Source organism: Halobacteriovorax sp. RZ-2, assembly GCF_043196685.1.
Classification (GTDB): domain Bacteria; phylum Bdellovibrionota; class Bacteriovoracia; order Bacteriovoracales; family Bacteriovoracaceae; genus Halobacteriovorax_A.
In genome coordinates, this window is sequence record NZ_JBEBMR010000001.1 from 1,092,311 (window position 1) to 1,115,848 (window position 23,538).

The 23,538-nt window shown below is 35.5% G+C and carries 23 protein-coding genes; 7 read left to right on the forward strand and 16 right to left on the reverse strand.

What is annotated here, in order from left to right; all coding sequences use genetic code 11:
• Nucleotides 1–159: 159 nt before the first annotated feature.
• A complete protein-coding gene (locus tag ABMA78_RS05155; RefSeq protein ID WP_392857692.1) occupies nucleotides 160–579 on the forward strand; it encodes a hypothetical protein in 420 nt (139 codons plus the stop codon).
• A gap of 68 nt (nucleotides 580–647) precedes the next feature.
• Here the strand turns inward: ABMA78_RS05155 and ABMA78_RS05160 are convergent, their stop codons facing one another.
• Nucleotides 648–2,630 carry a methyl-accepting chemotaxis protein gene (locus ABMA78_RS05160; protein ID WP_392857695.1) on the reverse strand — a complete coding sequence of 661 codons (1,983 nt, stop codon included), beginning with the start codon at nucleotides 2,628–2,630 and terminating at the stop codon, nucleotides 648–650.
• A 279-nt stretch (nucleotides 2,631–2,909) separates the two neighbouring features.
• Here ABMA78_RS05160 and ABMA78_RS05165 point away from each other — a divergent pair, with 279 nt between their 5' ends.
• Both ABMA78_RS05165 and ABMA78_RS05170 read left to right on the forward strand, forming a co-directional pair.
• On the forward strand, nucleotides 2,910–3,470 hold the full coding sequence (locus ABMA78_RS05165; RefSeq protein WP_392857697.1) for a hypothetical protein: 561 nt from the start codon (nucleotides 2,910–2,912) through the stop codon (nucleotides 3,468–3,470).
• Nucleotides 3,471–3,489: 19 nt separating this feature from the next.
• On the forward strand, nucleotides 3,490–5,061 hold the full coding sequence (locus ABMA78_RS05170) for a flotillin family protein (RefSeq protein ID WP_392857700.1): 1,572 nt from the start codon (nucleotides 3,490–3,492) through the stop codon (nucleotides 5,059–5,061).
• A 58-nt stretch (nucleotides 5,062–5,119) separates the two neighbouring features.
• On the opposite strand, the gene ABMA78_RS05175 is transcribed toward ABMA78_RS05170, so the two are convergent.
• The 8 genes from ABMA78_RS05175 to ABMA78_RS05210 form a co-directional block, all read right to left on the reverse strand.
• Entirely contained in the window at nucleotides 5,120–6,052 is a 933-nt protein-coding gene (locus tag ABMA78_RS05175) for a hypothetical protein (protein ID WP_392857702.1), read from the reverse strand.
• Between the two features lie 250 nt (nucleotides 6,053–6,302).
• Entirely contained in the window at nucleotides 6,303–7,931 is a 1,629-nt protein-coding gene (locus ABMA78_RS05180; RefSeq protein ID WP_392857705.1) for a methyl-accepting chemotaxis protein, read from the reverse strand.
• A 219-nt stretch (nucleotides 7,932–8,150) separates the two neighbouring features.
• Nucleotides 8,151–9,110 (reverse strand): FAD:protein FMN transferase, encoded by a 960-nt coding sequence (locus ABMA78_RS05185; protein WP_392857707.1) that lies wholly within the window; start codon nucleotides 9,108–9,110, stop codon nucleotides 8,151–8,153.
• 1 nt (nucleotide 9,111) lies between these two features.
• Nucleotides 9,112–9,549: a TlpA disulfide reductase family protein gene (locus ABMA78_RS05190; RefSeq protein WP_392857708.1), complete on the reverse strand. Its 438-nt coding sequence runs from the start codon at nucleotides 9,547–9,549 to the stop codon at nucleotides 9,112–9,114.
• A 9-nt stretch (nucleotides 9,550–9,558) separates the two neighbouring features.
• Nucleotides 9,559–10,740: a DUF3570 domain-containing protein gene (locus ABMA78_RS05195; RefSeq protein ID WP_392857711.1), complete on the reverse strand. Its 1,182-nt coding sequence runs from the start codon at nucleotides 10,738–10,740 to the stop codon at nucleotides 9,559–9,561.
• Nucleotides 10,709–10,912, reverse strand: a complete 204-nt coding sequence (locus ABMA78_RS05200) for a DUF4266 domain-containing protein (RefSeq protein ID WP_392857713.1) — start codon at nucleotides 10,910–10,912, stop codon at nucleotides 10,709–10,711. Before ABMA78_RS05200 ends, ABMA78_RS05195 begins: the two co-directional genes overlap by 32 nt.
• Before the next feature lie 33 nt (nucleotides 10,913–10,945).
• Nucleotides 10,946–12,295 (reverse strand): hypothetical protein, encoded by a 1,350-nt coding sequence (locus tag ABMA78_RS05205; protein ID WP_392857716.1) that lies wholly within the window; start codon nucleotides 12,293–12,295, stop codon nucleotides 10,946–10,948.
• 3 nt (nucleotides 12,296–12,298) lie between these two features.
• Nucleotides 12,299–13,693: a hypothetical protein gene (locus ABMA78_RS05210; protein WP_392857719.1), complete on the reverse strand. Its 1,395-nt coding sequence runs from the start codon at nucleotides 13,691–13,693 to the stop codon at nucleotides 12,299–12,301.
• A gap of 132 nt (nucleotides 13,694–13,825) precedes the next feature.
• Between ABMA78_RS05210 and ABMA78_RS05215 the strand changes: the two genes are divergently transcribed.
• From ABMA78_RS05215 to ABMA78_RS05225, 3 genes are all read left to right on the forward strand, one after another.
• Nucleotides 13,826–14,200: a VOC family protein gene (locus ABMA78_RS05215; protein ID WP_392857721.1), complete on the forward strand. Its 375-nt coding sequence runs from the start codon at nucleotides 13,826–13,828 to the stop codon at nucleotides 14,198–14,200.
• A gap of 243 nt (nucleotides 14,201–14,443) precedes the next feature.
• On the forward strand, nucleotides 14,444–15,196 hold the full coding sequence (locus ABMA78_RS05220; RefSeq protein WP_392857724.1) for a hypothetical protein: 753 nt from the start codon (nucleotides 14,444–14,446) through the stop codon (nucleotides 15,194–15,196).
• Nucleotides 15,197–15,206: 10 nt separating this feature from the next.
• Entirely contained in the window at nucleotides 15,207–15,449 is a 243-nt protein-coding gene (locus ABMA78_RS05225; protein ID WP_103218807.1) for a DUF6868 family protein, read from the forward strand.
• Between the two features lie 5 nt (nucleotides 15,450–15,454).
• On the opposite strand, the gene ABMA78_RS05230 is transcribed toward ABMA78_RS05225, so the two are convergent.
• The 7 genes from ABMA78_RS05230 to ABMA78_RS05260 form a co-directional block, all read right to left on the reverse strand.
• Nucleotides 15,455–16,198, reverse strand: coding sequence for a hypothetical protein (locus ABMA78_RS05230; protein WP_392857727.1), 744 nt, complete (start codon nucleotides 16,196–16,198; stop codon nucleotides 15,455–15,457).
• A 44-nt stretch (nucleotides 16,199–16,242) separates the two neighbouring features.
• Nucleotides 16,243–17,160: a spore coat protein U domain-containing protein gene (locus ABMA78_RS05235; protein WP_103218805.1), complete on the reverse strand. Its 918-nt coding sequence runs from the start codon at nucleotides 17,158–17,160 to the stop codon at nucleotides 16,243–16,245.
• Nucleotide 17,161: 1 nt separating this feature from the next.
• Nucleotides 17,162–19,576, reverse strand: a complete 2,415-nt coding sequence (locus tag ABMA78_RS05240; protein WP_392857729.1) for a fimbria/pilus outer membrane usher protein — start codon at nucleotides 19,574–19,576, stop codon at nucleotides 17,162–17,164.
• Nucleotides 19,566–20,255, reverse strand: a complete 690-nt coding sequence (locus tag ABMA78_RS05245) for a fimbria/pilus periplasmic chaperone (protein ID WP_103218803.1) — start codon at nucleotides 20,253–20,255, stop codon at nucleotides 19,566–19,568. Before ABMA78_RS05245 ends, ABMA78_RS05240 begins: the two co-directional genes overlap by 11 nt.
• A gap of 59 nt (nucleotides 20,256–20,314) precedes the next feature.
• Nucleotides 20,315–20,554, reverse strand: a complete 240-nt coding sequence (locus ABMA78_RS05250) for a hypothetical protein (protein WP_392857733.1) — start codon at nucleotides 20,552–20,554, stop codon at nucleotides 20,315–20,317.
• Between the two features lie 39 nt (nucleotides 20,555–20,593).
• Nucleotides 20,594–21,064, reverse strand: coding sequence for a fimbrial protein (locus tag ABMA78_RS05255; RefSeq protein WP_103218801.1), 471 nt, complete (start codon nucleotides 21,062–21,064; stop codon nucleotides 20,594–20,596).
• Nucleotides 21,065–21,305: 241 nt separating this feature from the next.
• Nucleotides 21,306–21,503 carry a DUF1232 domain-containing protein gene (locus ABMA78_RS05260; RefSeq protein WP_103218800.1) on the reverse strand — a complete coding sequence of 66 codons (198 nt, stop codon included), beginning with the start codon at nucleotides 21,501–21,503 and terminating at the stop codon, nucleotides 21,306–21,308.
• A 176-nt stretch (nucleotides 21,504–21,679) separates the two neighbouring features.
• On the opposite strand from ABMA78_RS05260, the gene ABMA78_RS05265 reads away from it, so the two are divergent.
• Nucleotides 21,680–23,269 (forward strand): cache domain-containing protein, encoded by a 1,590-nt coding sequence (locus ABMA78_RS05265; RefSeq protein WP_392857736.1) that lies wholly within the window; start codon nucleotides 21,680–21,682, stop codon nucleotides 23,267–23,269.
• Nucleotides 23,270–23,538 lie beyond the last annotated feature (269 nt).

Below are 23,538 nucleotides of genomic sequence, written 5' to 3' on the forward strand. Positions count from 1 at the left end.
AGAGTAGAAAAGAGATAAGAAAATTCTTCTTAAGATTTTAATAAACTCAGCCACAAAATCAACGCACAACACAAAAAAGACATCCAATAAAAATTACACTAACCATTCACCGACCTACTCCAGAGTGCTAGAAACCGAAAAAACAAAAAGGGAGAAGGTATGAAAAATTTATTTTTAGCACTGGCGATTTTATTATCGTCATCATCAGTCTTTGCAATGAAATGCTCTAACGGAGACTATGGTATTAAAATCAACTATGGCTTATTTAAGCTAGGTCAACGAATCAAATTTTACGAGAATGGAGACAAAGTTCTTAGTGAAAGATTTAAAGAACGTTATGGTGAAAGAAATGGTTCACTTGCTGAAGATGTGGCCTATGAGAAATTTCCATATTCAAGTCGTGACTATATGACCGTCTTAGAAACTAAGAATAGTGTTCTTGTTTATAGTGTTGTTGGAAACGATGATGCTAATCAAGCTGGTGAGCGAGATACAATTATCTTTCAATTTAAAGATAGCAATGAAGTTGTTATGTTTGATATGAACGATGACTGCGAGCTTGCAAAGCCAATTTTCTAGTAAATCCAAAAACACACAACTTGCTAATTTTAAAAGCAAGTTGTGTGAATATATCTTTTAATTAATTTCTACGCTGCTTCTGACTTAGAAAATACCTCTGAAACTCTTTTACTTTCTGCAAGGATATCTTCATCAATAACTTGCTTAATCTTTCCAGGAATAATTTTACCTTCACCTTCAATTAGCTTTACTGTTAATTGTGAAAGTTCATGTAATCTAGAGGCCAATGAGTTTACTTCTTGAGCTTTATTATATGCTTCCTGAGTGACAATACTATTTTCATTTGCTGATTGACTCAGTTGAGTTACAGCTGAAGTAATCTCATTCACTCCTTGAGACTGCTCAGTAGAAGAACTTGAGATTTGTTTTACTGACTGATTTACATTATCAAAGCTATTTAAAATATCATTTAGAATAACTTCGCATTCCTGTGCAGCCTTAACTCCTTCATCAACAGAAACCTTTCCTTTTTCTACAGATCTTAAAATCATCTCTTTAGATTTATCTACTGTACTTCGAACTTGAGTGATACTTCCAGAAAGAAGCTGAGAGATCTCTTCTGCAGCTTCACCACTCATGGCCGCTAGCTGACCGACTTCGTGTGCAACGACAGCAAATCCATCCCCATGCTCTCCAGCTCTTGCCGCTTCAACAGAAGCATTAAAAGAAAGAAGTTTCGTTTGAAAAACGATATCATTAATGACAGTTGTTTTTTCTGCAATTCTATTAATGACGTCGATTAGTCCTTCAATTTCGCGGTTACTGTTTTCAATATTCTTAACAAGTTCTTCATTATTTGATTGGATATCATCCATTTTATTTCTAACAGTATTTACCGAGTCCTTTCCTTCGTTTGCAAAGTTCTTACTTTCTTCAGAAAGAGATGCCGTTTCCTGAGCATTTTGCGTATTGTTGGCAACCATACAAGAGATTTCGTGAATCGAAGAAGATGTTTCTTGTAGAGCAGCCGATTGCTGTTGATTAGCACTCGATAATTTATTTGCAGAATCATTTAATGAATTTGAAACACTATTTAAGTCTTTAGAACTATTTTGGATTCCTTCATTAATTATAGCGATTGTTTTTGATAGATATGAAACAAAGAACACAGCTAAGGCAATCCCTGTAATCAGAGCAATAATAGAAATAATAACAATGACAGTCTTTGCTTCAGTAAGATGATCTTTAAGCCTCGGTCCAAATTTATCCTGAACTGATTTAATATCAAGCTTTACCTCTTCTATATTACTCGCAATTCTAGGACCTAATACATCTAGCTTCTCTGTAATAATATTGTTTCTCTTATTAATAATCGTAACTAGTTTTTGAAAATCAGATGAATAAGACTTCTCTATTGCTAAAATCTGGCGTAGTAATTTACGGCGTTCAGAATTTTGTAAGTTTTTCTCTAGTACACTGATATCTTTTTCAAACTCTCTTAGTTCGTGAACAACTTTATTTACAGAGTCTCTATCATTTGTATCAAAAAACCTTGTAACATATAGTCTTGCAAGAAGTAAGTTTCTCATGGCAATACCAGCGTTATATGCGGCCACCATGTCTCTGTCCCTTCTAGCTGTAAAAAGGATTCGAGAAAGCTTTTCTTCCATTAATTTACCATTAATATTAAGTTTTTCTGTGACAAGCCTATCTCGTTCGCTCATAAGGCCTACAACTTCATTAAAATGACTTTGGTACTCTTTTAAATTTTGACTTGTAGCTTGAAGAATCTTAGCACGACTTGGCTTTTGAATATCAACTAATGCTTGATCCATCTTCTTAGTTGTCACATCAAAGTATTCATTAAATTGTTTAATATCTTTTTCTGAAGATGAAATAATAAAGTCTTTCACATTCATTCTAACCATTAACATATTGGACTGAACTTCACTTGATAAGTTTGAATCCATGGCCATCTCTCGATATGAGAAGAACTCAGAGGCCAAAGTAGAAAAGTTATAAGTAGCATAAATTGATATTAGCGTTATCAAACTGATCATCGTTATAAAACTACTATATACCTTAAACTTTAAACTAAACCTGTTTAACATTACTCTCTCCCTAAATATATTTGATATGCAGACATCTCGGTAAACAATTGTTTATTGTTAGGATTTTTTATTGTTTATTTAATCATAATTTGGCATTAACCAACCCTCAAATATACAAAAAATAATTTCAACAACTTAGGCTTGTAATCTATATTTAACATAAAGAACAAAAACACTCAAAAAGCCCTAATAGAGCGTCTCTAGACATTTTTACCCACTAACCACTTATTTTTTTATCCATATACTAAAAACTGAACATTATTTATTTTCGGAGATTAGATGAAAGAGATATTTTCTCAAAACCCTGTTTACGCGGTTATGGCCTTTGCAGGAACACTTTTATTTGTATTAAAGATGCTTCTTCTTTTTGTAACGGGTGATGGAGACACAGACTTCGATGGTGATATGGATATCGAACATGCTGATGGTGGTGATGCTTTTACCCTTGTCTCGATACAGTCGATACTAGCTTTCTTTATGGGCGCTGGCTGGATTGGCCTAGCAGCAAAACAAGAGTGGGAATTATCTGATGTTAATGGTGTTATAGCGGCCGGTGTCTTTGGTTTTGTCATGATGCTCTTTAGTTCATTCATCACGTTTCAAATTAAGAAATTTAACAATATTCCAAAAGTAAATATCAAAGAAGCAATTGGAAGAACAGGCCGTGCATATACAAATATTCCTGCTAAGGGTGAAGGTATTGGCCAAGTTGAAATCACAATTGGAAATAAGCAACAGATTCTACAAGCAAGTAGCAAGGGTGAAGCGATCAAAGCATTTGAGAGCATCAAAGTTCACTATGTTGATGACTCAGGAAATTTAATCGTTAAGAAAGCATAATACTTAAGGGAGATTATTCATGCTATTTAGTACTTTTGGAATTATGGGAATTATTGTTGTTCCTGTTTTAATTCTACTTTTTGCGGCCATCTTTTTATCAAAACAATATAAGAGATGTCCTTCAAACCAGATTCTTGTTATCTACGGAAGTGTTGGTAGTGGCCAGTCTGCCAAGTGTATTCACGGTGGTGGTTCATTTGTCATTCCACTACTTCAAGATTACACATATCTTTCACTAGAGCCACTGACAATTGAAATTGATTTGAGAAGTGCACTTTCTAAAAAGAATATTCGAGTAAATGTTCCTTCCACATTTACGGTTGGTATTTCGACAACTGCAAATATTATGACGAATGCAGCTGAGCGTCTTCTTGGCCTATCGACAGCGGAAGTATCAAACCAGGCCCAGGATATTATTCTAGGTCAAATGCGTCTTGTAATTGCAACTCTAGCAATTGAAGAGATTAACCAGGATAGAGAAAAGTTCTTAGACCTAGTTAATAAGAACGTAAACCTTGAGCTTAATAAAATTGGTCTTGATGTGATTAACGTTAACATTCGAGATATTACAGATGAGTCAGGATATATTGAAGCAATTGGTAAAAAAGCTGCAGCAGAAGCGATTAACAAAGCAAAGGTTGAAGTAGCAGAACAAGACAAAGATGGTGCCATTGGTGAAGCAAATGCTAACAAAGAAAAAGAAGTTCAAGTTGCTAATCAAGTTGCTGAATCAGAAGCTGGTCAAAAAGAAGCCGAAAGAAATAAAAGAATTCGTATTGCAAAATACGAAGCAGAAGGTATTACAGGAGAGGCCGCTGCTTTAAGAGAGCAGGAAGTGGCCCAAGCAAAACAAAGGGCCATTACAGAACAAGGAAAGAAAGAGGCCTTAAAAGAGCAGAGAGTCTTCGTTGCCATTCAAGAGGCAGAGTCTGTAAAAGGTGAAAATGAGTCGAAGGCAAGTATTGCTGAATACGATGCTACTCTAAAAGAGAAGCAAGCAGATGCAGCCAAGCGAGGGGAAGTTGCCCTGGCACAAGCGCAAAAGGCAGTTCTTGAAGCACAGAAGCTAGAAGAGATTGCGAGGCTTGAGAAAACAGAACTAGCACAAGAAGAGATTAATAAGAGAAAAGTTGAAATTACTGCAGAGGCAGAAGCAGAAAGACAAAGAAGAATTGCAAAAGGTGAAGCAGATGCAATTCTAGCGAAGTATGAAGCTGAAGCACAAGGTATTCAAAAAGTACTCGAGGCCAAGGCCCAAGGTTACAACAAGCTTGTTGAAATTGTTGGGGATGATAAGAGACTTGTCCCTACACTACTTATGGTTGAACAATTACCAGAAATTATTGCTCAGCAAGTTAAGGCCGTACAAGACCTTAAAATTGATAAGGTTACTGTATGGGACGGTGGCGGAAATAGTCACAATGGAAAGAGTGCAACGTCAAACTTTCTTAGTGGGCTAATCAATTCCCTACCTGCTGTGCACGATCTTGCAAAACAGGCCGGTGTTGAACTTCCTGAATTTCTTGGACAGCTAACACCACCAGAAAATAATGCCATTGATAGTGTCCCTCCAACAAGTCACAATCAATAAAATATGGGCCCTCTTAAATAAACGAAGAGGGCCATCTTTCAGATATTGATTCTTAAAATTAATTTATACAGACAAAATTCTCATAGCGCACAGGTTTGCGGCCATTAGATAAAGCAGTTTTATAAGAGCTTAGGTTTGAGTGATCAATTGTTCCCCAAACAAAATCTGTCTCATTAGTATTTTCAGCAACAAATTTTCTCTGAATTGCTTTAGCTAGTCCCTTACCTTTCCAATTCTTATCGATGAAAATCTCATGAAAATAGATACCATCATGGCCTAGAAACGCAGAACGTTCAGCAGCGATTAGACCAATTTGTTGTCCACCTAAGAAAACAAGTTGTAAAAGTCCTTGCTCCATTGAGCCTTCCATCGATTCATGAGAATTTGCCACTACTCTTTTAGAGAGCTCGGGAACCTCACGATTAAAATCCTCATACCCCTTCTTATACCAAGCGTGATAAGAGTCATCTCTAATGATCTTAAAGCTTAACTTTTCTTCATAAGGCCAAGCGTTAAGTTTTTTAATCTCTCGAGAAGAAGTGACCATGTGAGTTGCAGCAATCATATCAACATCTTCTAATTCCACCGATGAGTGGAAACAGATATAAAGAGGGTTAAACTTAGTAAACTGAGGTTTTACACTTTCGTATAATTCTAATGCCTCCTTAGTCGTTAAGCTAAAGTTGGCAAGAAGTTGAACAAACGGAATATCGATATTTCCACTCATGTGGCGAATCCCATAGACTAGTTTCTTATCACTTTCTAGTTCTATGATTCTTTCAGCGTAATCTTCAACAAGAACTCCCGATACACAAAAGTGAGAATGCCTTGCCTGCATTACCTCGATAGAATTTAGCTCTTCAAATTCCTCTTCGATTTCAACACTAATACTTCTAAGTGCTAATTCCTTAGCTATTTCTAATTCACTAAGATTAAAAGTATTTAATTGTGCCTGTGCAAATGAACACACGTCATTTTTATTTAAATTCATTTATTTACCCTTTGTAAAATTTGATCATTTAAAGGGCATAATTGAAATCTATTTTTGTCTGACTCGCAGAGATAGATTCAAGGTCGCCCAACAGTTTTTCAATGAATTATTTTTCATACTGGCCTCCTTGATATTTAGATATTGATGGTGATGCGGCAAAATAGAACGTTGAAGAATTAATGTCAAGAGATTGGTTTTGAAAGGTGCACTTAAGCTTAAACTCATAAGCTTAAGTGCGAGTTTGGGTTATTTAAGCAGTCATCTTTTCAGAAATATTTCCAGAAGACGACTTCGAGGTCTCAGGATCACCAAGAATTAGTTTTTGAATATTAATAATTGAGCCATTAACAGATCCGACTTGCTGTTGAAGCTGTTGTGCAATTCCAGATGTTTCACGAGCAATTCCAGTATTTGATTTAGAAAGCACATCGACTCTTGAGATTGAGCTTTGTAATTGAGAAATACCACTAGACTGCTCTTGCGTAGCAGATGATATTTCAGCAATTGAAGATGAAACACCTGCAACACTTGTGACAATATTCTCGAGAATGTCTTCACACTCTTTAGCGATATTTGTCCCACTCGTTACATTATCTCTTGCTGATTCGACAACGGCCGTAATTCGTTCTTGGGACTCACTGACGATTTCATTTACCTGATTAACACTTGAAGACAGCATGTCTGTAATTTCGACTGCAGCGACACCACTCATTTGAGCAAGCTTTCCTACTTCTTCGGCAACGACTGCAAAGCCCTTTCCGGCCTCACCTGCTCGTGCAGCTTCGACAGAGGCATTGAAAGATAAAAGCTTTGTTTGAAACACAATATCATTAATGACCTGTGTTTTTTCATCAATACTATTAATCAGAGTTGCAATTTCTTTCATCTTTTCATTATTAATATCTAATTCGTTAACAATTGTGTCGATACTTCCATTAATCGAGTCCATAGAAATATTCATATCACTTACAATGTCTTTTCCTTTCGAAGCCTTATCTAAACTCTCTGTCGCTAGTTCATTGGACTTCTTCGCATTCTCTGCTGTCATTCTAACCATCGAACTAATCTCTTCTAAAGAAGAGCTAGATTCGTGTAGAGAAGAATCTTGATTTTCACTAGAAGCAGAAAGCTTTTGTGATGAAGCCGTAATATTATCTGCGCTCGTTGTAAGAAAAGTAGAACTATTAGATAAAATTTCTAACGTGTTTCTAATTGATGAAGAGATCTTATTCGCAAAAATTATCCCAATGATAAGACAACTAGAGATCCCAGATATTGTTAAGAAGATGAGTAATTTATTAATAAAGGCAATTGTTTTTGATGTTTCCTCAGAAAGTTTGGCCGCTTTATCAATTTCATCACGAATACTTTGATTATACTTATCAAGTGCTTCTTGAAAGTCTGAGGCCGCTTTTGGACAATGAACTAAGAATATATCTAAAAGCTTAGCGCGTGATTTAGTATCATATACCTTTGCCAGCTCAATGGCATCGACACCTACTTGCTTAAAGTTCGCCCACTGCTCTCCCAATTGATTAAATATTTTAAGCTCTTCTTTTGTTTTGATCATCGCCTTAAGTTCAGATGATGCCTTCTCATATTCACCAACAACTTTTAATGCACCATCGATGGCCGCATAGCGATCCTCTTCACTAAGATTATCAAGTCCTAGAGTTCGAACTTCGATTCTTGTTTTTTGATAGTTTACATCCATTTTATTTAAGAGAGTTGTTCTTGGAATAACACTTTGGTTAACCTCGTCCGAAACCTCAATAAATTTTTTGAAACCAAATAAAGCAACACTTCCAATAATTAAACTTACTGATGACATGAAAAAGCACAGCAACAATAACTTCTTTTTAAAACTCGCTCTAAACATAATTTATCTCCGATGAAATACTTTACGCCCCTCTTTCAAATTAAGCTCAACGCAAGAAATTTACGAAGAAAATTTGTCGAAATTTGTAAGTAACCAATAAAACTTCGGTATATCTTGAAATTTTATTTAGAAAATAAATAAAAAAACTTACGGGGATGCCCACAAAAAATTGCTACAAGAACTCATTTTATGTAAAAACAGATAGTTAATTAATTTTATTCATAGACCAAAAGAGCGAATTGCGGCCGCTGAGAGATGGGTTTTTCCTTCAGAGTCGACGACAAAACCAATAAATTCTCTTGAATCCAAATAGCTTATTGCTTGCGAAACATTCATATTCATCAAGATAGTTGCTGTTGTATCGGCGCTCACAGTATTGTCTGCAATAACTGTCGTCGCAAGAATAGCGTCATTACTCATGCCACTCTTAGGGTTTACAATATGGTGGTCACTAAATCCTTCAGAATTAGGATTATAATGAATATAGCCTCCAGAAGAAGCAACGCTACCTGTGGCAAGTTGAATCACGCCAATCGATTTTGAGCTGTCTTTAGATAATGGGTTTCTTATACCGATGCGCCAGGGCCTAGGAGCATTAGGAAGAGAGTGTACACGAATATCACCTGAGCCATTTATATAGAAATTATGAAGTCCTTCCTTAAGTAGGAGCTCATACACTCTATCAACAGCGTAGCCCTTGCCAATTCCTCCTAAACCTATACGCATTTGTTCAAAAGGAAGATAGACACTCTTTGTAAAACGGTTGAATTTTATCTTACGATAATCAATATACCTTTGAACCTGTGAACGCTCTAGAAAACTAAGAGTGCGACCTTCATTTTTTGCTTTTCTCCACAGGTGACCAATCGTTGCAAATGAAATATCAAAAATACCATTAGATTCTTTCGAAATTTTATTTGCTCTTTGAATAATATCCCAAATTTCCTCATCGACTTTAACAGGTCTAATTCCAGCATGTTTATTAATTTCATTGAATGGGCCATCTTCAAAATCTGTAAATTTACTTTGAATCCGATTAACCTCTTCCTCTGCTTTTAAAAAGATCTTATAGACATCGTCCCTAGAAAGGAAACTTTGTGGAAAACACATAATTTGAAATTCTCCACCCATAGCGCAGAATTTATACTCACATGTAATATCATTTCCCTTCGCAAACAATTTATAAATCCTTTGGAGGTTTATCAGAGCTGTAAAGAATATTACCTTTCTTATCAATAATAATAGAGCGAGGAAGCTCTGTTACACCTAGCTTCCTTGAAAGCTCACGGTCACTATCTTCAAGAATTAAATAACTAAAACTGCGTTTCTTTAAGAAGCGTTTAATCTTCTTTTTCTTTTCTCCAGCGTTAATTGCAACAAAGAGAATATTTTTATTTGCATACTTAATCTTTAAAGCTTCCAACTCATCCATTTCTTGAATACAAGCGGTACACCAAGATGCCCAAAAATTAAGATAAACCTTATCGTATTTAATAAGGCTATCGCTTAATTTAAATATTTCAGACTTATTATAAATTGGCAGGTTAAAATCTTCTACTTTCTGTGCAGATATATTGAATGAAAATAGTAAAAAGATTACTAAAAATACTTTTCTCATCTATCACTCCTAAAACTGAAAACCAACTGAAGATTGAATATATGCATATACAAGTCCATTTGAACGTTTGGCGGCCGTAACACCATTATTCCATACGAAGTCTTCAAATTCGAAACCATAAATATTCTTCGATTCATAATTACTAGAAAGAAGCGCACTTAACTCATATGATGAAAAGTCAGCTAAATCAGAGTCACTAGTCATATACTCTTTAGCGACAGAAAAAGAGTCCTGATAATACTTAACACTTGATTGATTATGATAACGAAGAGCAACCTCAATAAAGTCTTCATCATCATTAATCTCTTTCAAAAATGCTAGTCTTAACGTATGAGCATCTAAATCCCACTGATCAAAGTAATATCGGTATGACATATTCATGGCCATCTCTTCATTGAACCCATGAACCCATTTTGAAGAGATAGCATATCGACTTCGAGTATCGGGTAAGACTTCTGACTGTCTTATCCCACCCACTGAAACCGTACTGGCAGTCGACTCCAAATTTTTGCTTGCTTGCACGAATGTTAAATCAAATTGAATAATATCTTGTCTTGTAAGGATCTGGGATGCTGTTAGACTAACCGCGAAGATATCACGGGGAAGAAAGTCAGATATTTTTGCAGTTGCTGGATTACTCAAATCCTCGAATAATTTTACTTTATCCTTGTAGTATTGAACATTAAGTCCAAGTGTAAAATTATCTTTTGCCATTGAACGTTGAATTCCAAGGCTCCCATTAAATGAGCGGTAGTCATACTCAGATGAAAAACCGATTGATGCACTAGTTTCCCAATCTCCAACTTCTTTTCGTACACCGACATTTCCAGAAAGACGTGACTGACCTTTTCTACCAGGTCCACTTGCACCTGTTGCACCATCTAACTTTGTATCAGATGCGGCCGTCCAAAAATCGAAAACAAAGTGTGCATTAACTGCAGTATTTTCAGTTATTTGATGCTCTACGAAGAGCATTGGTTCAATAACATTAGCTTCCTCTTTTCCTGAATCATCATAAACTTGTTTACCGTCATCACTATTTTGATGATAGATATTGAATAGAAGCTTAAACTTTGTCTTTCCATCGGCCATCATCTCTGCGAATGAATTTTTAGTAGAAATAAGAATGAGAAGAAAACTAAAAAGTATTCTTTTATACCTAGTTACAACCACATCCACCTCCAACAGCATTTGTGCCTCCAACAGCACCTTCCCTGAAAGCTCGTACTTCATTTTGGAACATACTTTCTTCAGGATGAGGGTCGAGTTGCATAATTTTTTTTGATAATAGGCCACGATCAATTTGATCAACATTGGCACAAGAAACAAATAATAGTAAGAAAAGAAAGAAGTGAATTTTCATGTGATATCCTTTTGTAAAACTTTATCACATTAATTACTTTGGTGTCAGAGGACAAAGAGCATCTAAAATTAAAGATGGCGACTTAGTAAACTCATCAAACCATTTACACTCAACTAACTCACGGTAATGATTTAAAAGAAAAGTTTGTCCATTCAATCTTTTGTTACAAAGTAAAACAGAGTTCTCTTCTCCACTTTGTAAGTTGGCCAACTTGTCTTGTAAGCTCTTTAGTGCTTCTTCAGTTAAAACTTGATAGATCGTGGCCAGAGCAATTCCTGCACCATCTGTATCAAGATGATTAACGAATAACTTTTTCTCATTTCCACGTAGTGGCCAGTCCCTTAACATTTGATTACGACAGACTTCAAATCGCCCAACGATATCTGATTCATAAGCAATAGCGTCACTCATTAGTCTTGCTATTTCCATGTTTTGATAAAAGTTAAACCACTGAGCTCTATTTGGTTCAGAAGGAATCGGTTCCTTACTATTTCGAACAAGAAAGTCATAAAAAGATTTTTGAAAAACATCATTATAACCCCAAGGAGTATATTCCAAGGCCATATAAAGGCCAGCATCTGACGCTAGCATGGCAGACTTAATTCTTGTAATTAAGGATCTAAATTCCGCTATATCTCTAAGATTTTGAATAGGTATAGTTAAAGGATTCACTCCTCTAAATTCGGCATAAAGAACCGCTGCACGATTAGCAAGTTCTCTATTTAATTGTGCCCTTATCTTTGGTTCTGCAGTTGAATCAAATAAACGAATATAAGCTTCAAGGAGATTTGTGAAAACAGAATCATCACTATCTGCACTTCGATTAAATACAATAGTAAACCATGCTCCTGCGTATTTATTAAAAGAGTTCACATAACCACTTCCACATAATTCACTAAATTTAAAAAAATCACCATTTGTTATCAGTTGATTATAACGTGAATTAATATCAACATACTCAGTATCTCGCTCTCGTGCATATGTTGTTTTATGTATTGCAATCTGTATTGTATTTGTAATCTTTTGATCTTGGGCCCTAAGAATTTTATCAACATGACTACTGTAGACATTATTATAGTACTTACTAAAGAAAGGGTTATAGAGATTTGTACCAATAACCTTCTGATGAAAATCTAACTGAATATTAGATTGTTGTGTCCCTTTGAAGTCCTGTAGATCGAAACACGTATTTGATTGTTTAAACAATTTCCTTGAGAAACCATCTAATAATTTCAGATGTCCATTTAGCTGTGTAACGCGTGGGTCATCAATATACAAAGAAGAATGAAAATTCTCTTCATTAATTGTGTTTTGTAGAGGCAGGGCCACTGCTTTGGCCCCACCTAGGAAAATTATTAAAAGTATATAAGCTATATTTTTCATAAATTATGCATCATCAGGAATAATGACTCTTGCCAACTCTGGCATACAATAGTTATCTAAAAGAGGAGACACTGGCACCCCCGTTAATCTGGCATCGACACACGCAGGAATATTTCTAAAGTGTACCTGATCGATACCTTGTTCATGAATCGATTTAATACAAGCTAGCGCACCTGTTTCCGGTTCAGGAGTTGGTTCAGGCTGTCCATAATTAAATATATAATTTGCGATCAGATATTCTTCGACCTTTTCAGTAGAAAGAACAGCATCAAACGCTTCCAGTGAAATCTCAGAGCTCTGACTATTTGGTTGAGATAAGTTTGAGAAGAATGTATTCTCGGGTTCATATCCTCCACCAAAGTCATCATCAATATTTAAATATTCATCTTCAAGAATTCGGCGACAATTACTTGCCTTAAAGTATTGATCCACTTGTGCTCTATCAATTCGATCAAGCTCGCTTATAATTTCAGCATTGGCCTCTAGATTCTTTTTCTTTTCAAATAGTAATTTTTCTTCTTCATCTTCTAACTCTAAAAGATCTTGAAATTGAGTATTTTCAATCCAAGGAGCGACTTCCATTGTTGTAATACGACCAGCATTTGGATCTTGCATCGTTTTTACAACATCACGTACTGAGTCTTTAAAGCTATCAATATCTGTAGGGATAATATCTGCAAGTTCACCTTTACCAAGTCCGTAGGCCCAGATATTAATCTCTAGTCTCTTGGTCTGTGTTTCGGTTCTAAACTCTGTTGAAATTGTTGTATCAGTTGAACCACCAGAGAAGAAACCACGCATCTTCGATTTAAGTTCGAGTTCAAAATTCACATCTCTTTCAGCTGATGTTGTTCGATAACGTAGTAAACCTAGGAAGCTTGAGTGACGACCGATTGAACGTACATAATAGGGACCACAAGAATCAAAGAAACCAACAACGTCCCCTTTAGTTAAGAGACTTGCGGCACTCTCACTCAAATCACTATTTCCTTCTGAAAGTGAATGATAGTAACTATCAACGTCAATATCGGCAAAGATATAGTGATAGTGATATGTTGTATTACCCTCTACTTCTGAAAAAACATTTACATTATTTTTTAAGAATAGAAATTTAAATGTATTCTTTGTTTCAAAAGAACGTCTATACTGAGTCTCCCAATCTTGTTCAATTTCAATATATCGATATTTTAAATCATAAGATGGCTGAGTCGTTTCAATTTTACCCAAACATGTACTTTGATAAGTATTGGTCGCTATCGAGTAGCCTCGTCCTAAGACAGGTGAAATTCCTAAATCTTTTAAACGGTTGTCACGAATTACTCTCGATGAAGCAGAAACAGACGTTGCAACCGTAGAAAGTACGGCCAGAGCAACTGCCATTTTTGTTAACTTTTTCACATATCCTCCTATGATATTGTTCAGTCCCGATAAAAAATGTATCTTTAATAAAAGCCACAGGGCAAATCATGTCAATTTAAGCTGTGGTTAAAACAAGACAACAAAAACTAAATCTAAGAATAAGGAGTCACTATGAGTGTAAGCGCGATTGGGATTGCTTGTAAGAATATTGAAAAAACTATTCAATTTTACAACTTATTAAACTTTGATTTTGAAGAATATGGAAAGGGCCATTATGAGGCCACGCAAGAAAATGGACTACGAATCATGCTCGATTCATTCGATTTGCTTAAAGAGATTAATAACGATTGGAAAGAGCCTATAAATTCTGGAATCACTCTATGTTTTCAACAAACAACTCCTAGTGAAGTAGATAAGCTATTCCAACGTATCGTCGACGCTGGTTTTGAAATCGAAAAATCACCATGGGATGTTTTTTGGGGACAAAGATACGCTTCAGTTAGAGACCCAAATGGAAATCAAGTTGACCTCTTTGCTCAGATTTAAGACCTTACAAAAAAAGGCCCTCGCCAAATGCGAGGACCTCTTTTCTTGCCCACAGACAGAAGCTGCGAGCTGAGCAGTCCTCCCGAAGGATTCCTACCATCTTCATAATAGCATCAAAACAGGTTCATACATTTAATTTCATCTTAATTTTTCATAATGATAACTACGTAAAATCTAACCTATTGTTAAGTGGGTCGTGCTCTAATAAAATGGTTTTAGCTTAACTAGAGACTGGAGAAATAGATGTTAAAGTTTATCGTGCTTTTAAGCACACTACTAATTACTTCATGTGCAACAAAAGTACATGGCCTAAGGAAGACGGCCGATTTCACATATACAAATGTTCAAGCAGAACGATTAACAATTGCAGGGATAGTCCATACTGGAGAGAACTGGGATTATAAGAAGCAAATAAGTACAGCAAATCAATTTCGTGTCGAATTACAAGAAAAAAGAAGAGACTTACTCGTTGATAATGCATCACCACTGATCAAAAAAATTGGTCGAGGACTCTATCGTGAGATACTACGTGAAATTGAAGAAGATGGAATTCTCAGTGAGAAATCCCTTACGATATTAGGACAAAATATAACGAAACGTCGCTACCTTGTCTTTGCCAGAATTGAAAGTGACATAATTGAAAATGATAGAACAGAATCGGCTATAACAAACGCAGAAGGAAAAGAAACCGGCGATCGTAATTTAACAACGACGACAAAAAGAAGTATGGATATTAACTTCTCTGTCTATGATATTAGAAATAAATACCTTGCCTGGAATGGTATAATAAAGAAATCAGATCGTAATGACTTAGAATACACAATTAGAAAAAGAGACGGTGTAGACAAGATCATTGATCTAGTCTCGGCCTTTTCATCTAAGAAGAACACTGAAAGTATGAATAAGAAATACCCATTCCCTAAAACACCAGTTGATCGTGATATCTTAGCCTATGCGTTTAGAGGCTTTGCCGAAAACTTACCAAGTAAGGACTAATGGAGATTAAATGAAGACAGAATTGATGACATCTTTCTTAGGTTATTGTGCAGTTATAAATATGGGTTTTTTATTACTTTCAACAGTAATGATTCTCATATTCAAAAAACAAGTAATTGAGATTCACGCTAGTATGTTTGGAATTAAAGAAAAGAAGTTCCCTAAGATGTATTTTAAATACCTAGCGAACTTCAAGTTACTTGTGATTGTGTTTAATATAACACCTTATCTCGTTTTTAAATTTATTCTATAGAGTCATTACTGTATGACTAATTCAATCTCATCAAGAGGGATTTGCACGACTTCAGTTTCGTCATGAACGCTTGTAAGTTCTGCAAATTTCCTATCAGCAGATAGAACAATTACACCATCTTCAACGTCACCATTAGTCAAACGAACCGATACAAACTCACCTTCAAATGTTTGTACTTCTTTTCTTGCAACATCAACTGGATCGATAGCAGAGAAGTGATAAATCTCATCAAGTGGAATCTTATATTTTACACCTTGCTGATCTTGAAAACTAATTGTTACCCCATCTGTTTTGAAGTTATGACCTTTTATATCTTCAAACTCAATATTATTCAGGACACGCACCTGGATTTGATCAGAATTTGTTTTTCCAATTTCAGCAGCTAGAAGTAAACGATAAATTTCAACCGAGCTTAGTTCTTTGCCATTAATTGTTGAGATCTCATTATAAGAAACTAACTGATGGTTACCGTAACCTCTAATTTCAAAACCACTTCGAGTATAGCCTACAATCTTACCATTAACCTTGCGTGCATTTTCTTTTAGCACAAGATTAACCTTTGCAAATGGCTCAATTTTCTTAGGTCCTAAGAATGATCCAACAGCATCAAGACAGTTGTTGGCAACAGCTTCACTAGCGATGGTTCGTTTAGCTTGCCTAGAGTCTGCAATATAGTTTTCAGTAAAGTAAAAAGTAGTCGCACCAATTGCGAGTACGGCAACACCGTACTTTAGGTCTTTTATATTCATGGAGTTCTTATCGACAACTTGAGCAATTTACTTAAGTAATATTTTTACCAAGCTTTAACTGTGACTGTAATGACATCCTCATAATCACCAGTCGATGCATTTGTTGGAACATTCCCTAATTTCACATAGATAGGATAGCTCTCAGCATTGATTGAAGTGGCATTATTACGCTGAAACATGAAGGTCTCTTGTCCAGCATTTGAAAGAGATGCGTAATTGTTTGGTCCCACCTTAACTTGATAAGGAACACTACTTGCTGCATTCTTTAACAAAGAGCCATTCTGTGAAGTCATATAAACACCGAAGCCTACATTACCCTTCACATTCAGAGTTGCACTCTTTACATCCTGACTCGTTAAATTTCCAAAATTCATTATATATTGAGTAGAGTTAGGGTCATGAGGAGAACCCAAAGGAACTAAGCTTAGCTCAGCATATCTTGGAACAACTAACTGCAGATAAAAATACGCAGTCGTTTCATACTCAAGCTGGCCGTTGTTTTTAATACTATAGAAACTAATTTGAATATTATCGCCAAAGTAACCAGAGCCACTTGAAAAGACAGTATCGAGATCAACCTGCTTAATATAAAAATTCGACTGATAAGAGTTGTATCTCACTGGTAAATTAATCACACTATACTCACCAGCTTGAGTTGCATCCGACACATCTTTAAGAACTGTAGCCATATTACTGTCACTATATAAGTTATAAGGAATCGAATTATTAGAAGTCGATGCCATACGATTATAGTTCCCAGCTCCACCAGTACTATAGAAGGCCCTAATGACTTCACATTGAGCTGCGTTTCTAGAACGTGAAATTGTAATAGGGTGGGAAACAGCTTGAACGCTTGAAGATATTGTCCCAACAAAATTATTTACGCTAACATTTAAGTCGCATTTTGCCGCTAAAACAGATGAGACACAGAATGTAGCTACTAAAGCTTTAAACAATGTCATATTAATTCCCCTCTATCTCAATCGTACCAATATCAATGATCCCACGGGATTCTTGATTTATCGAAATATTTTTAACTTCCTTACCACTTATTTTAAGTAAACTTGTTTCATTATCAACACCATCCACAAAGAAGTAACCTTCTCGATCAGTGAAGAAGACCTTCTCCCCTAACTGACAGATCTCCAGTGAAACCGGTCTTCCATTACGTGTAATTTTCCCCTTAAGACTTAGAAGGCCATTGTCACTAATATTGATAAGATGTCCTGATTGATAAGTCGGATAGAGAACAAACTTTTCTTTCTCCAGTGTTGTTCCATAATCGAGAGCAGTTGGGTCTAGTTGTACTTCACGGTATTGATATGGAACCATATCAGTTATTGCAAGCTCCCCAAAGAGCGGAGTTTGAGTGTCTGCATGAACTGATGTTGATTTAATAATAAGCTTTTGATCTTTTAAAGATTCTTTAGTTTTAAAGAGGGCAAAACTATTAGTATTAGAACGAGATTGAGCGTAAGCAAGGCCATTATCATACGCGAATAATGAAGTCGTCGATATCCCGAATCCTATCTGATTATAATCTTCACCATTCTTTTCATGAGCATAAGATGCCTTGAAAAAGTAATCGGCCATAGGCGTTGGCATACTAGCACTTAAATTTAAGCGACTATTAACTTCATCGTCATCTGCGGAAACTGTATATCTCGGCTTATATAGCTCATTACTATTATCTTTTGTGTAAGACATTCGACTTGATTTATTTTCAAAATCTCTAAACATTGAAACATAGCTATTATGAGAAGGAAAAGACCATGTTAAAAAAGCAGAAACAGAGTGATCAGTCGGATTATTTAAATCTTTTGTGCTAGCAGCATAAAGATTTATATTTAGGTTATTAATTGGATTAATATTCAACGAGGTACGGATGAAATTTCGAGAACCATTTCCAGAGTCACGATATTCTTCATGGCCGGCCCCTAGATTTATCGAGCTATGAGAGAAAATAGGAAATGATAAATTAAGTTGATAATTATTTTTAATCGAAGGCCCATTATAGTCGGCCGTAGCCCTAAAGTCTCCACCGAAAACTTCATAGCGCGCTGTAAATGATAGGTTTTCAAGCAAGTATCCTGCGATATCCTGAAATTGCCAAGTCAAAGAAGTTGCATAGCCACTTATATTAAAATTCTTATAATCAGAATAAGCATTCCCCAGAAAGAAGTTTCCAAACTCTGTAGCAATACCATTATAAAGACCAGTTAATTGAAATTTGTCATCTTTTTGATAATAGGCACCTGTTGAAAATAGGTCAGTAAAACCATATTGAACAAGGCCACTATAAAACTCATTATTATCGACATAACTGCGGGTTTTTCCAGAATCATCAGACTTTCTTCCCACACTTAACGAATAATCAAACTCACCTCTTTTTAAAATCGATAGTGATGTTGGGATATTAAATTCTAATAACTGCTTAACACCACTTCCATCATCAATTTCTACACGTACATTATTAATGCCATTAACAAGTGGAAGATTTGATAAACGATAATTACCAGCAGGTAGGATTTCTTTTTTTACAAGAGTCCCGTTAACATAAGTACTAACATTAGATCGTCTAACAATTTGAAACTCTTTCTCACCTTGCGTATAAGGTGTCTCATAAGGATTAATTGAAAACTGTTTCCTTAAATTAAAACCACCTATTGCTTTTGATTGCATAAAGCCTAAGCGGCCCGTTGTAGTATCCCCTAACCTCGTTCGAAGGCGTGAGGATTCAAAATCCTTTGTTAAACTAAAGTCTCTTCGCGTCCAATAAGGATCGCTACTATCTTCATCATCAACATAGAATCCATTCAACTGCAAAACATAGGTTTTTATATTTAAGAAGGAGTTAATATTCAAAGTTAGAGAATCACCACCAAGATACGAATCACCGAAGTTCTTATCAAGAAGATAATTAATCGAACCAGCAAATGGGGCAGCCTCAATAGTTTGACCAGCGTATTTAATTTTTGGGTTTTCTTCTAACGAATAGAAAACAGATTTTAGACTCTCTACAGGTATATCTAATACCACCTGTAATGCCTTAGAATCATAACTTAGAGTATAAGGAATTGTTGAAGTAGCAACCCACTTCTTAGAAGTGTCGACTAATTTATATTTTTCATCCTTAACGATGCCTCTAATCTTTTCATTTAGTATGACACTATCAATATACTTTAACTGGCTTCCTTGAAGTTTTACTGGAATATCCCCAAGAGATTTCCCATGAAGAATAAGTTCTAATTGTGCTTCATAATTAACTTCACCAAAGACACTACGAAATAGCTCAGTTTCAGACTGAGCATAAGCAGTTAAAGGACTCAATTGAGACAGGAATGCAACAAATAGAATTGGTCTATAATTACTTATCAAAAGACGCTCTTAACTCATATCCATTTTTTAGGTTAATTGTATTATTAAATTCAAAGTATCGTGTCGTATTGGCCAAAATATTTTGTCCATTAAGCTTTGAGAGCTCTTTAGCTGGGATCGATAACTTCTGATCACCTTTTACAAATTCAAACCTTACGTTCTTTAGGTATTGATGAGAATTTCCCTTATTAGCAATATAAACTCGAATCTTTTTTCCAACATTATAATGACTCGCTTCAAGTTTAGGTTTAAATTCCTTCTTCGTTACATATAGAACATTCATATACTTGAGCAGCATCTTAATACCACCACGATTCTTATTATTAGTACTTCCACGCTTTAAAGGGACTTGCTCAGCAACAATTCGATAAACTTTTTCAGAAGAGATATTCGTATCTCCCTTCCAATCCACACGAATAGTTTTTCGATCCCCTGGCGAGATTATAAGTTGAGGAGGGAAAACACTCACATCATTTGTCTTAGGAAGGGACTCGCTTCCGTCTTCTTTTTGTATTCGTTCAAAGACATTTACCGTTACAGGAATCATTTCAGATGACGTATTTTCGATTTGAAATTGAGTAGCCTTTTGCCCATTGCTTAGATCAATTGTTTGACTAGTAGGCCTGAAAGTAAAAGACATTAAAAGTGGGAAAAGTGCTAATAAAATAAGTAACTTCAAGCTTCCTCCATGACAGCTTAGACCCTATTTATTATACACAAATTTTAATTGAAGATGAATTAATGAAAGGAAATTTCAATCATTGGATGGCCATTCTTCTCAGACTTTTTAACATCATAAGAATTCTTATCAAGATTAGACTTAATAGCATCATTTGGCTCTTTAGTACCGACCTCATCAACGACTACAACAGACGCTGGAACTCTTCCTCTCAAGTGTAATTCTTTGGCCTCACTCCCGTAAACACTGAGTGAAAGAAGGGAGGTGACAAATAAAAAAGGCAGAGTACAGTATTTCATCACTCTGCCTATCGGATATCTGACTAAAAAACTTAAGTATTAATTAGCTGCAATCGTTAAAGTAACCGTATCAGCGTATTCACCTTGAATAAGGTTTTGGTGATCGACACCAGTATAAGAAATTGCTAAATCCTTATCGACATTCACACTTGCCGCAGATGAGAATGTGAATACATCAGTAGTTGATAAATCAACAGCATTTCCGTCATAGCTTAATGCATAGTCGATTGACGATGAAGTAACTGAATTGTGAACTAGCTTTCCTTGGTTTGCTGAACTAAAAGAAACAGTATAACCACTATTTGAGTTTGAAACCTCATTTACAGTAGCAACTTTAGAGTCCACTTGAGTAGTGTCTAGAGGAAGAGCAGATGCAACGGCCTCTGGTGTAACACTAATTGACAATAGTGCAGGAACTTGCCCTTTTAAAACAAGAGTTCCAGTTGTTGCCGCGTAAGCAGTTGAAACCATAACGAGTGAAGAGATGAATAAACCTTTAACAATTTTCATAATTTGCTCCTATATATTAATTAGAGATTAACTCTTAAACATACTGAAATTACTGCAACAATCATGCCACCAGTAGTCACAAGATTTCGATTAGATACATCTCCATTATCTGCCTATAAATTAATCAAGTGTCATTTTTTGATCAATTTTAGGTACAAAAGTGTAAAGATCTTTGTCTAATTACAAAGATGTTCACATTATAATTTTACCTTTGATTTTGCTGATTAGGAAACTAAGAAAATTACTCTCTTTCTTTTTTGGCGCGAAGTATCTTTAAACAAGATAGAAACAGAATCACGGCACCCGCTTCATCGAGGTTACCAATATAGGGAATATTATCTGGAATTAATTCGATAATTCCAGCGGTCGGATTTAGAAGATAGATCCCAGAGACAACAAGGCCTATGAGAGGAAATATTTTAGTTGAAAGTAACTTCATTTATTTTCTCATCAAGATTAGTTTTGCTTAGATAAATTGTAACAAATTTCGTTTCAAACTTACAAAATTGTTAGCGAAACGAGCCTAAAAACTGATTAACATCACTAACAAATACATTTCTTTTACCGAAGTTATAGCAAGAATCTTTAGAAATTGTATAGAAACTCAGGAGAATTATGAAAGCGTTAGTGAAAAGTCTAAGTTTAAACACGAAGATAATTCTGATGGCCCTCATACCATTTGTTATCTTCACTTCAATCTTTATTGCCTACTCTTATAGCTCAACAAAGTCTGCGCTATTACAGGAAAAGAAAAATCAAATTGAGGATGTGACTAAAACCGCTTATCACTTCCTTGAGTCGATGAACGAAAAAGTGGAAGCTGGTGAGTATACATTAAAGGAAGCTAAAGAGATCACAAAACATTACATTGCAAGTATTCGCTATGGACGTGATATGGATGACTATGTTTGGATCAATGACCTTGAGCCAAGAATGATCGTTCACCCAAGTGATGGCCTTAGAGGAAAAAGTGTTAAGACATTTGTCGACAAGGCAGGAAAACCTCTCTTTAATGACGTTGTTGCTCTTGTAAAAAAACAGGACAAAGGTTTTGTTAACTACATCTGGAATAGTAAAGCTGATAGTAATGTATTTGTTGAGAAGTACTCTTACGTAGAGTTATTTAAGCCATGGGGATGGGTACTTGGTACAGGTATCTATGTTGACGATGTTAATGACTATATTTTTAGCGTCTTTCTAAACCAAGCAATGTTCGGTTTTATCGGCCTCATTGTTATTGGTGCATTATTTGCTGTCGTTTTAAAAACAAGTGTATCAAATCCTCTTCTAACAATGGCAAATCAACTTAAAGAAACTTCACTACAAGTAGCTAACGGTTCCAAAGTAACATATAACACATCAACTCAATTATCTGCTGCAACTAATGAGCAGGCTGCGTCTCTTCAAGAAACAGTTGCTTCAGTTGATGAAATATCTTCAATGATACGAAGAAATACTGAATTCGCTGAGGACTCTAAAAAGTCAGGTGAGCAGTCTGAGTACGAAGTACAAAACGGTAAACGCACTATCGATGAAATGCTTTACGCTATAGAGAATATTTCAAATAGCAACACAGATGCAATGAAGAAAATGGAAAGTAGTAATAACCAAGTTCAAGAGATCTTAAATATCATTAAGGAAATTGAAGATAAGACTAAAGTTATTAATGACATTGTTTTTCAAACGAAGCTTCTTTCTTTCAATGCTTCTGTTGAAGCTGCTAGATCAGGTGAAAGTGGAAAAGGTTTTGCTGTCGTTGCAGAAGAGATCGGATCTCTTGCATCAATGTCTGGAGCTGCATCTGATGAAATCAAAGTATTAATTGATGAATCAATCAAGAATGTCGAAGCAATTGTTTCAGGCACAACTGCAATGGTAAATGAAGTTATTCAAAGCAGTTCAAAAACTGTTGATGCTGGAAGACAGAAAGCCAGTCAGTGTAAAGAAGTTCTCGATAAAATCGTTTTCAATGTACAGAACGTAAATGGAAAAATTACTGAGATCGCAAGTGCATGTAACGAACAAACACAAGGTGTAAATGAAATTACAAATGCAATCAGACTCATCGATGAAACAACAATTCAAAATAATAACTCTGCCCAAGAAGCATCTCGCTCGGCCGCAAATCTAAAAGGCCAAGCAGATAATCTCGATGATATCGTCAAATTAGTTATCGACCTCGTCGGTGGTGATAAAGCTGCCTAACCATAAATAACCTTAGTGAGTAGGGCCAACGCCCTGCTCACCTCCCTTATTTCAATAATTTAAATTAAATCAAGCCTTGAAAGTTTTATTAGTCAAACTTTTATTTGACATCATCTACATTGCTGATATTATAGTTACAGATTTAGGATTTATATCGGTTAGATGATGTGTTTCAGTATACTTTTATTCACTTCTTCTTTCTTTTTTATAGCAATTCATTCTTATATTTCTTTTTGAACATTCCCAAAGACTTCATCTGACCGTATAAA

What these genes read in the sequence shown, in the direction of transcription:
- ABMA78_RS05195 (WP_392857711.1), bottom strand. Translation starts at nt 10,740, where the DNA reads ATGCTGTTGGAGGTGGATGTGGTTGTAACTAGGTATAAAAGAATACTT.
- ABMA78_RS05265 (WP_392857736.1), top strand. Translation starts at nt 21,680, where the DNA reads ATGAAAGCGTTAGTGAAAAGTCTAAGTTTAAACACGAAGATAATTCTG.
- ABMA78_RS05180 (WP_392857705.1), bottom strand. Translation starts at nt 7,931, where the DNA reads ATGTTTAGAGCGAGTTTTAAAAAGAAGTTATTGTTGCTGTGCTTTTTC.
- ABMA78_RS05220 (WP_392857724.1), top strand. Translation starts at nt 14,444, where the DNA reads ATGTTAAAGTTTATCGTGCTTTTAAGCACACTACTAATTACTTCATGT.
- ABMA78_RS05160 (WP_392857695.1), bottom strand. Translation starts at nt 2,630, where the DNA reads ATGTTAAACAGGTTTAGTTTAAAGTTTAAGGTATATAGTAGTTTTATA.
- ABMA78_RS05235 (WP_103218805.1), bottom strand. Translation starts at nt 17,160, where the DNA reads ATGACATTGTTTAAAGCTTTAGTAGCTACATTCTGTGTCTCATCTGTT.
- ABMA78_RS05190 (WP_392857708.1), bottom strand. Translation starts at nt 9,549, where the DNA reads ATGAGAAAAGTATTTTTAGTAATCTTTTTACTATTTTCATTCAATATA.
- ABMA78_RS05225 (WP_103218807.1), top strand. Translation starts at nt 15,207, where the DNA reads ATGAAGACAGAATTGATGACATCTTTCTTAGGTTATTGTGCAGTTATA.
- ABMA78_RS05205 (WP_392857716.1), bottom strand. Translation starts at nt 12,295, where the DNA reads ATGAAAAATATAGCTTATATACTTTTAATAATTTTCCTAGGTGGGGCC.
- ABMA78_RS05155 (WP_392857692.1), top strand. Translation starts at nt 160, where the DNA reads ATGAAAAATTTATTTTTAGCACTGGCGATTTTATTATCGTCATCATCA.
- ABMA78_RS05250 (WP_392857733.1), bottom strand. Translation starts at nt 20,554, where the DNA reads ATGAAATACTGTACTCTGCCTTTTTTATTTGTCACCTCCCTTCTTTCA.
- ABMA78_RS05175 (WP_392857702.1), bottom strand. Translation starts at nt 6,052, where the DNA reads ATGAATTTAAATAAAAATGACGTGTGTTCATTTGCACAGGCACAATTA.
- ABMA78_RS05215 (WP_392857721.1), top strand. Translation starts at nt 13,826, where the DNA reads ATGAGTGTAAGCGCGATTGGGATTGCTTGTAAGAATATTGAAAAAACT.
- ABMA78_RS05170 (WP_392857700.1), top strand. Translation starts at nt 3,490, where the DNA reads ATGCTATTTAGTACTTTTGGAATTATGGGAATTATTGTTGTTCCTGTT.
- ABMA78_RS05200 (WP_392857713.1), bottom strand. Translation starts at nt 10,912, where the DNA reads ATGAAAATTCACTTCTTTCTTTTCTTACTATTATTTGTTTCTTGTGCC.
- ABMA78_RS05255 (WP_103218801.1), bottom strand. Translation starts at nt 21,064, where the DNA reads ATGAAAATTGTTAAAGGTTTATTCATCTCTTCACTCGTTATGGTTTCA.
- ABMA78_RS05230 (WP_392857727.1), bottom strand. Translation starts at nt 16,198, where the DNA reads ATGAATATAAAAGACCTAAAGTACGGTGTTGCCGTACTCGCAATTGGT.
- ABMA78_RS05165 (WP_392857697.1), top strand. Translation starts at nt 2,910, where the DNA reads ATGAAAGAGATATTTTCTCAAAACCCTGTTTACGCGGTTATGGCCTTT.
- ABMA78_RS05260 (WP_103218800.1), bottom strand. Translation starts at nt 21,503, where the DNA reads ATGAAGTTACTTTCAACTAAAATATTTCCTCTCATAGGCCTTGTTGTC.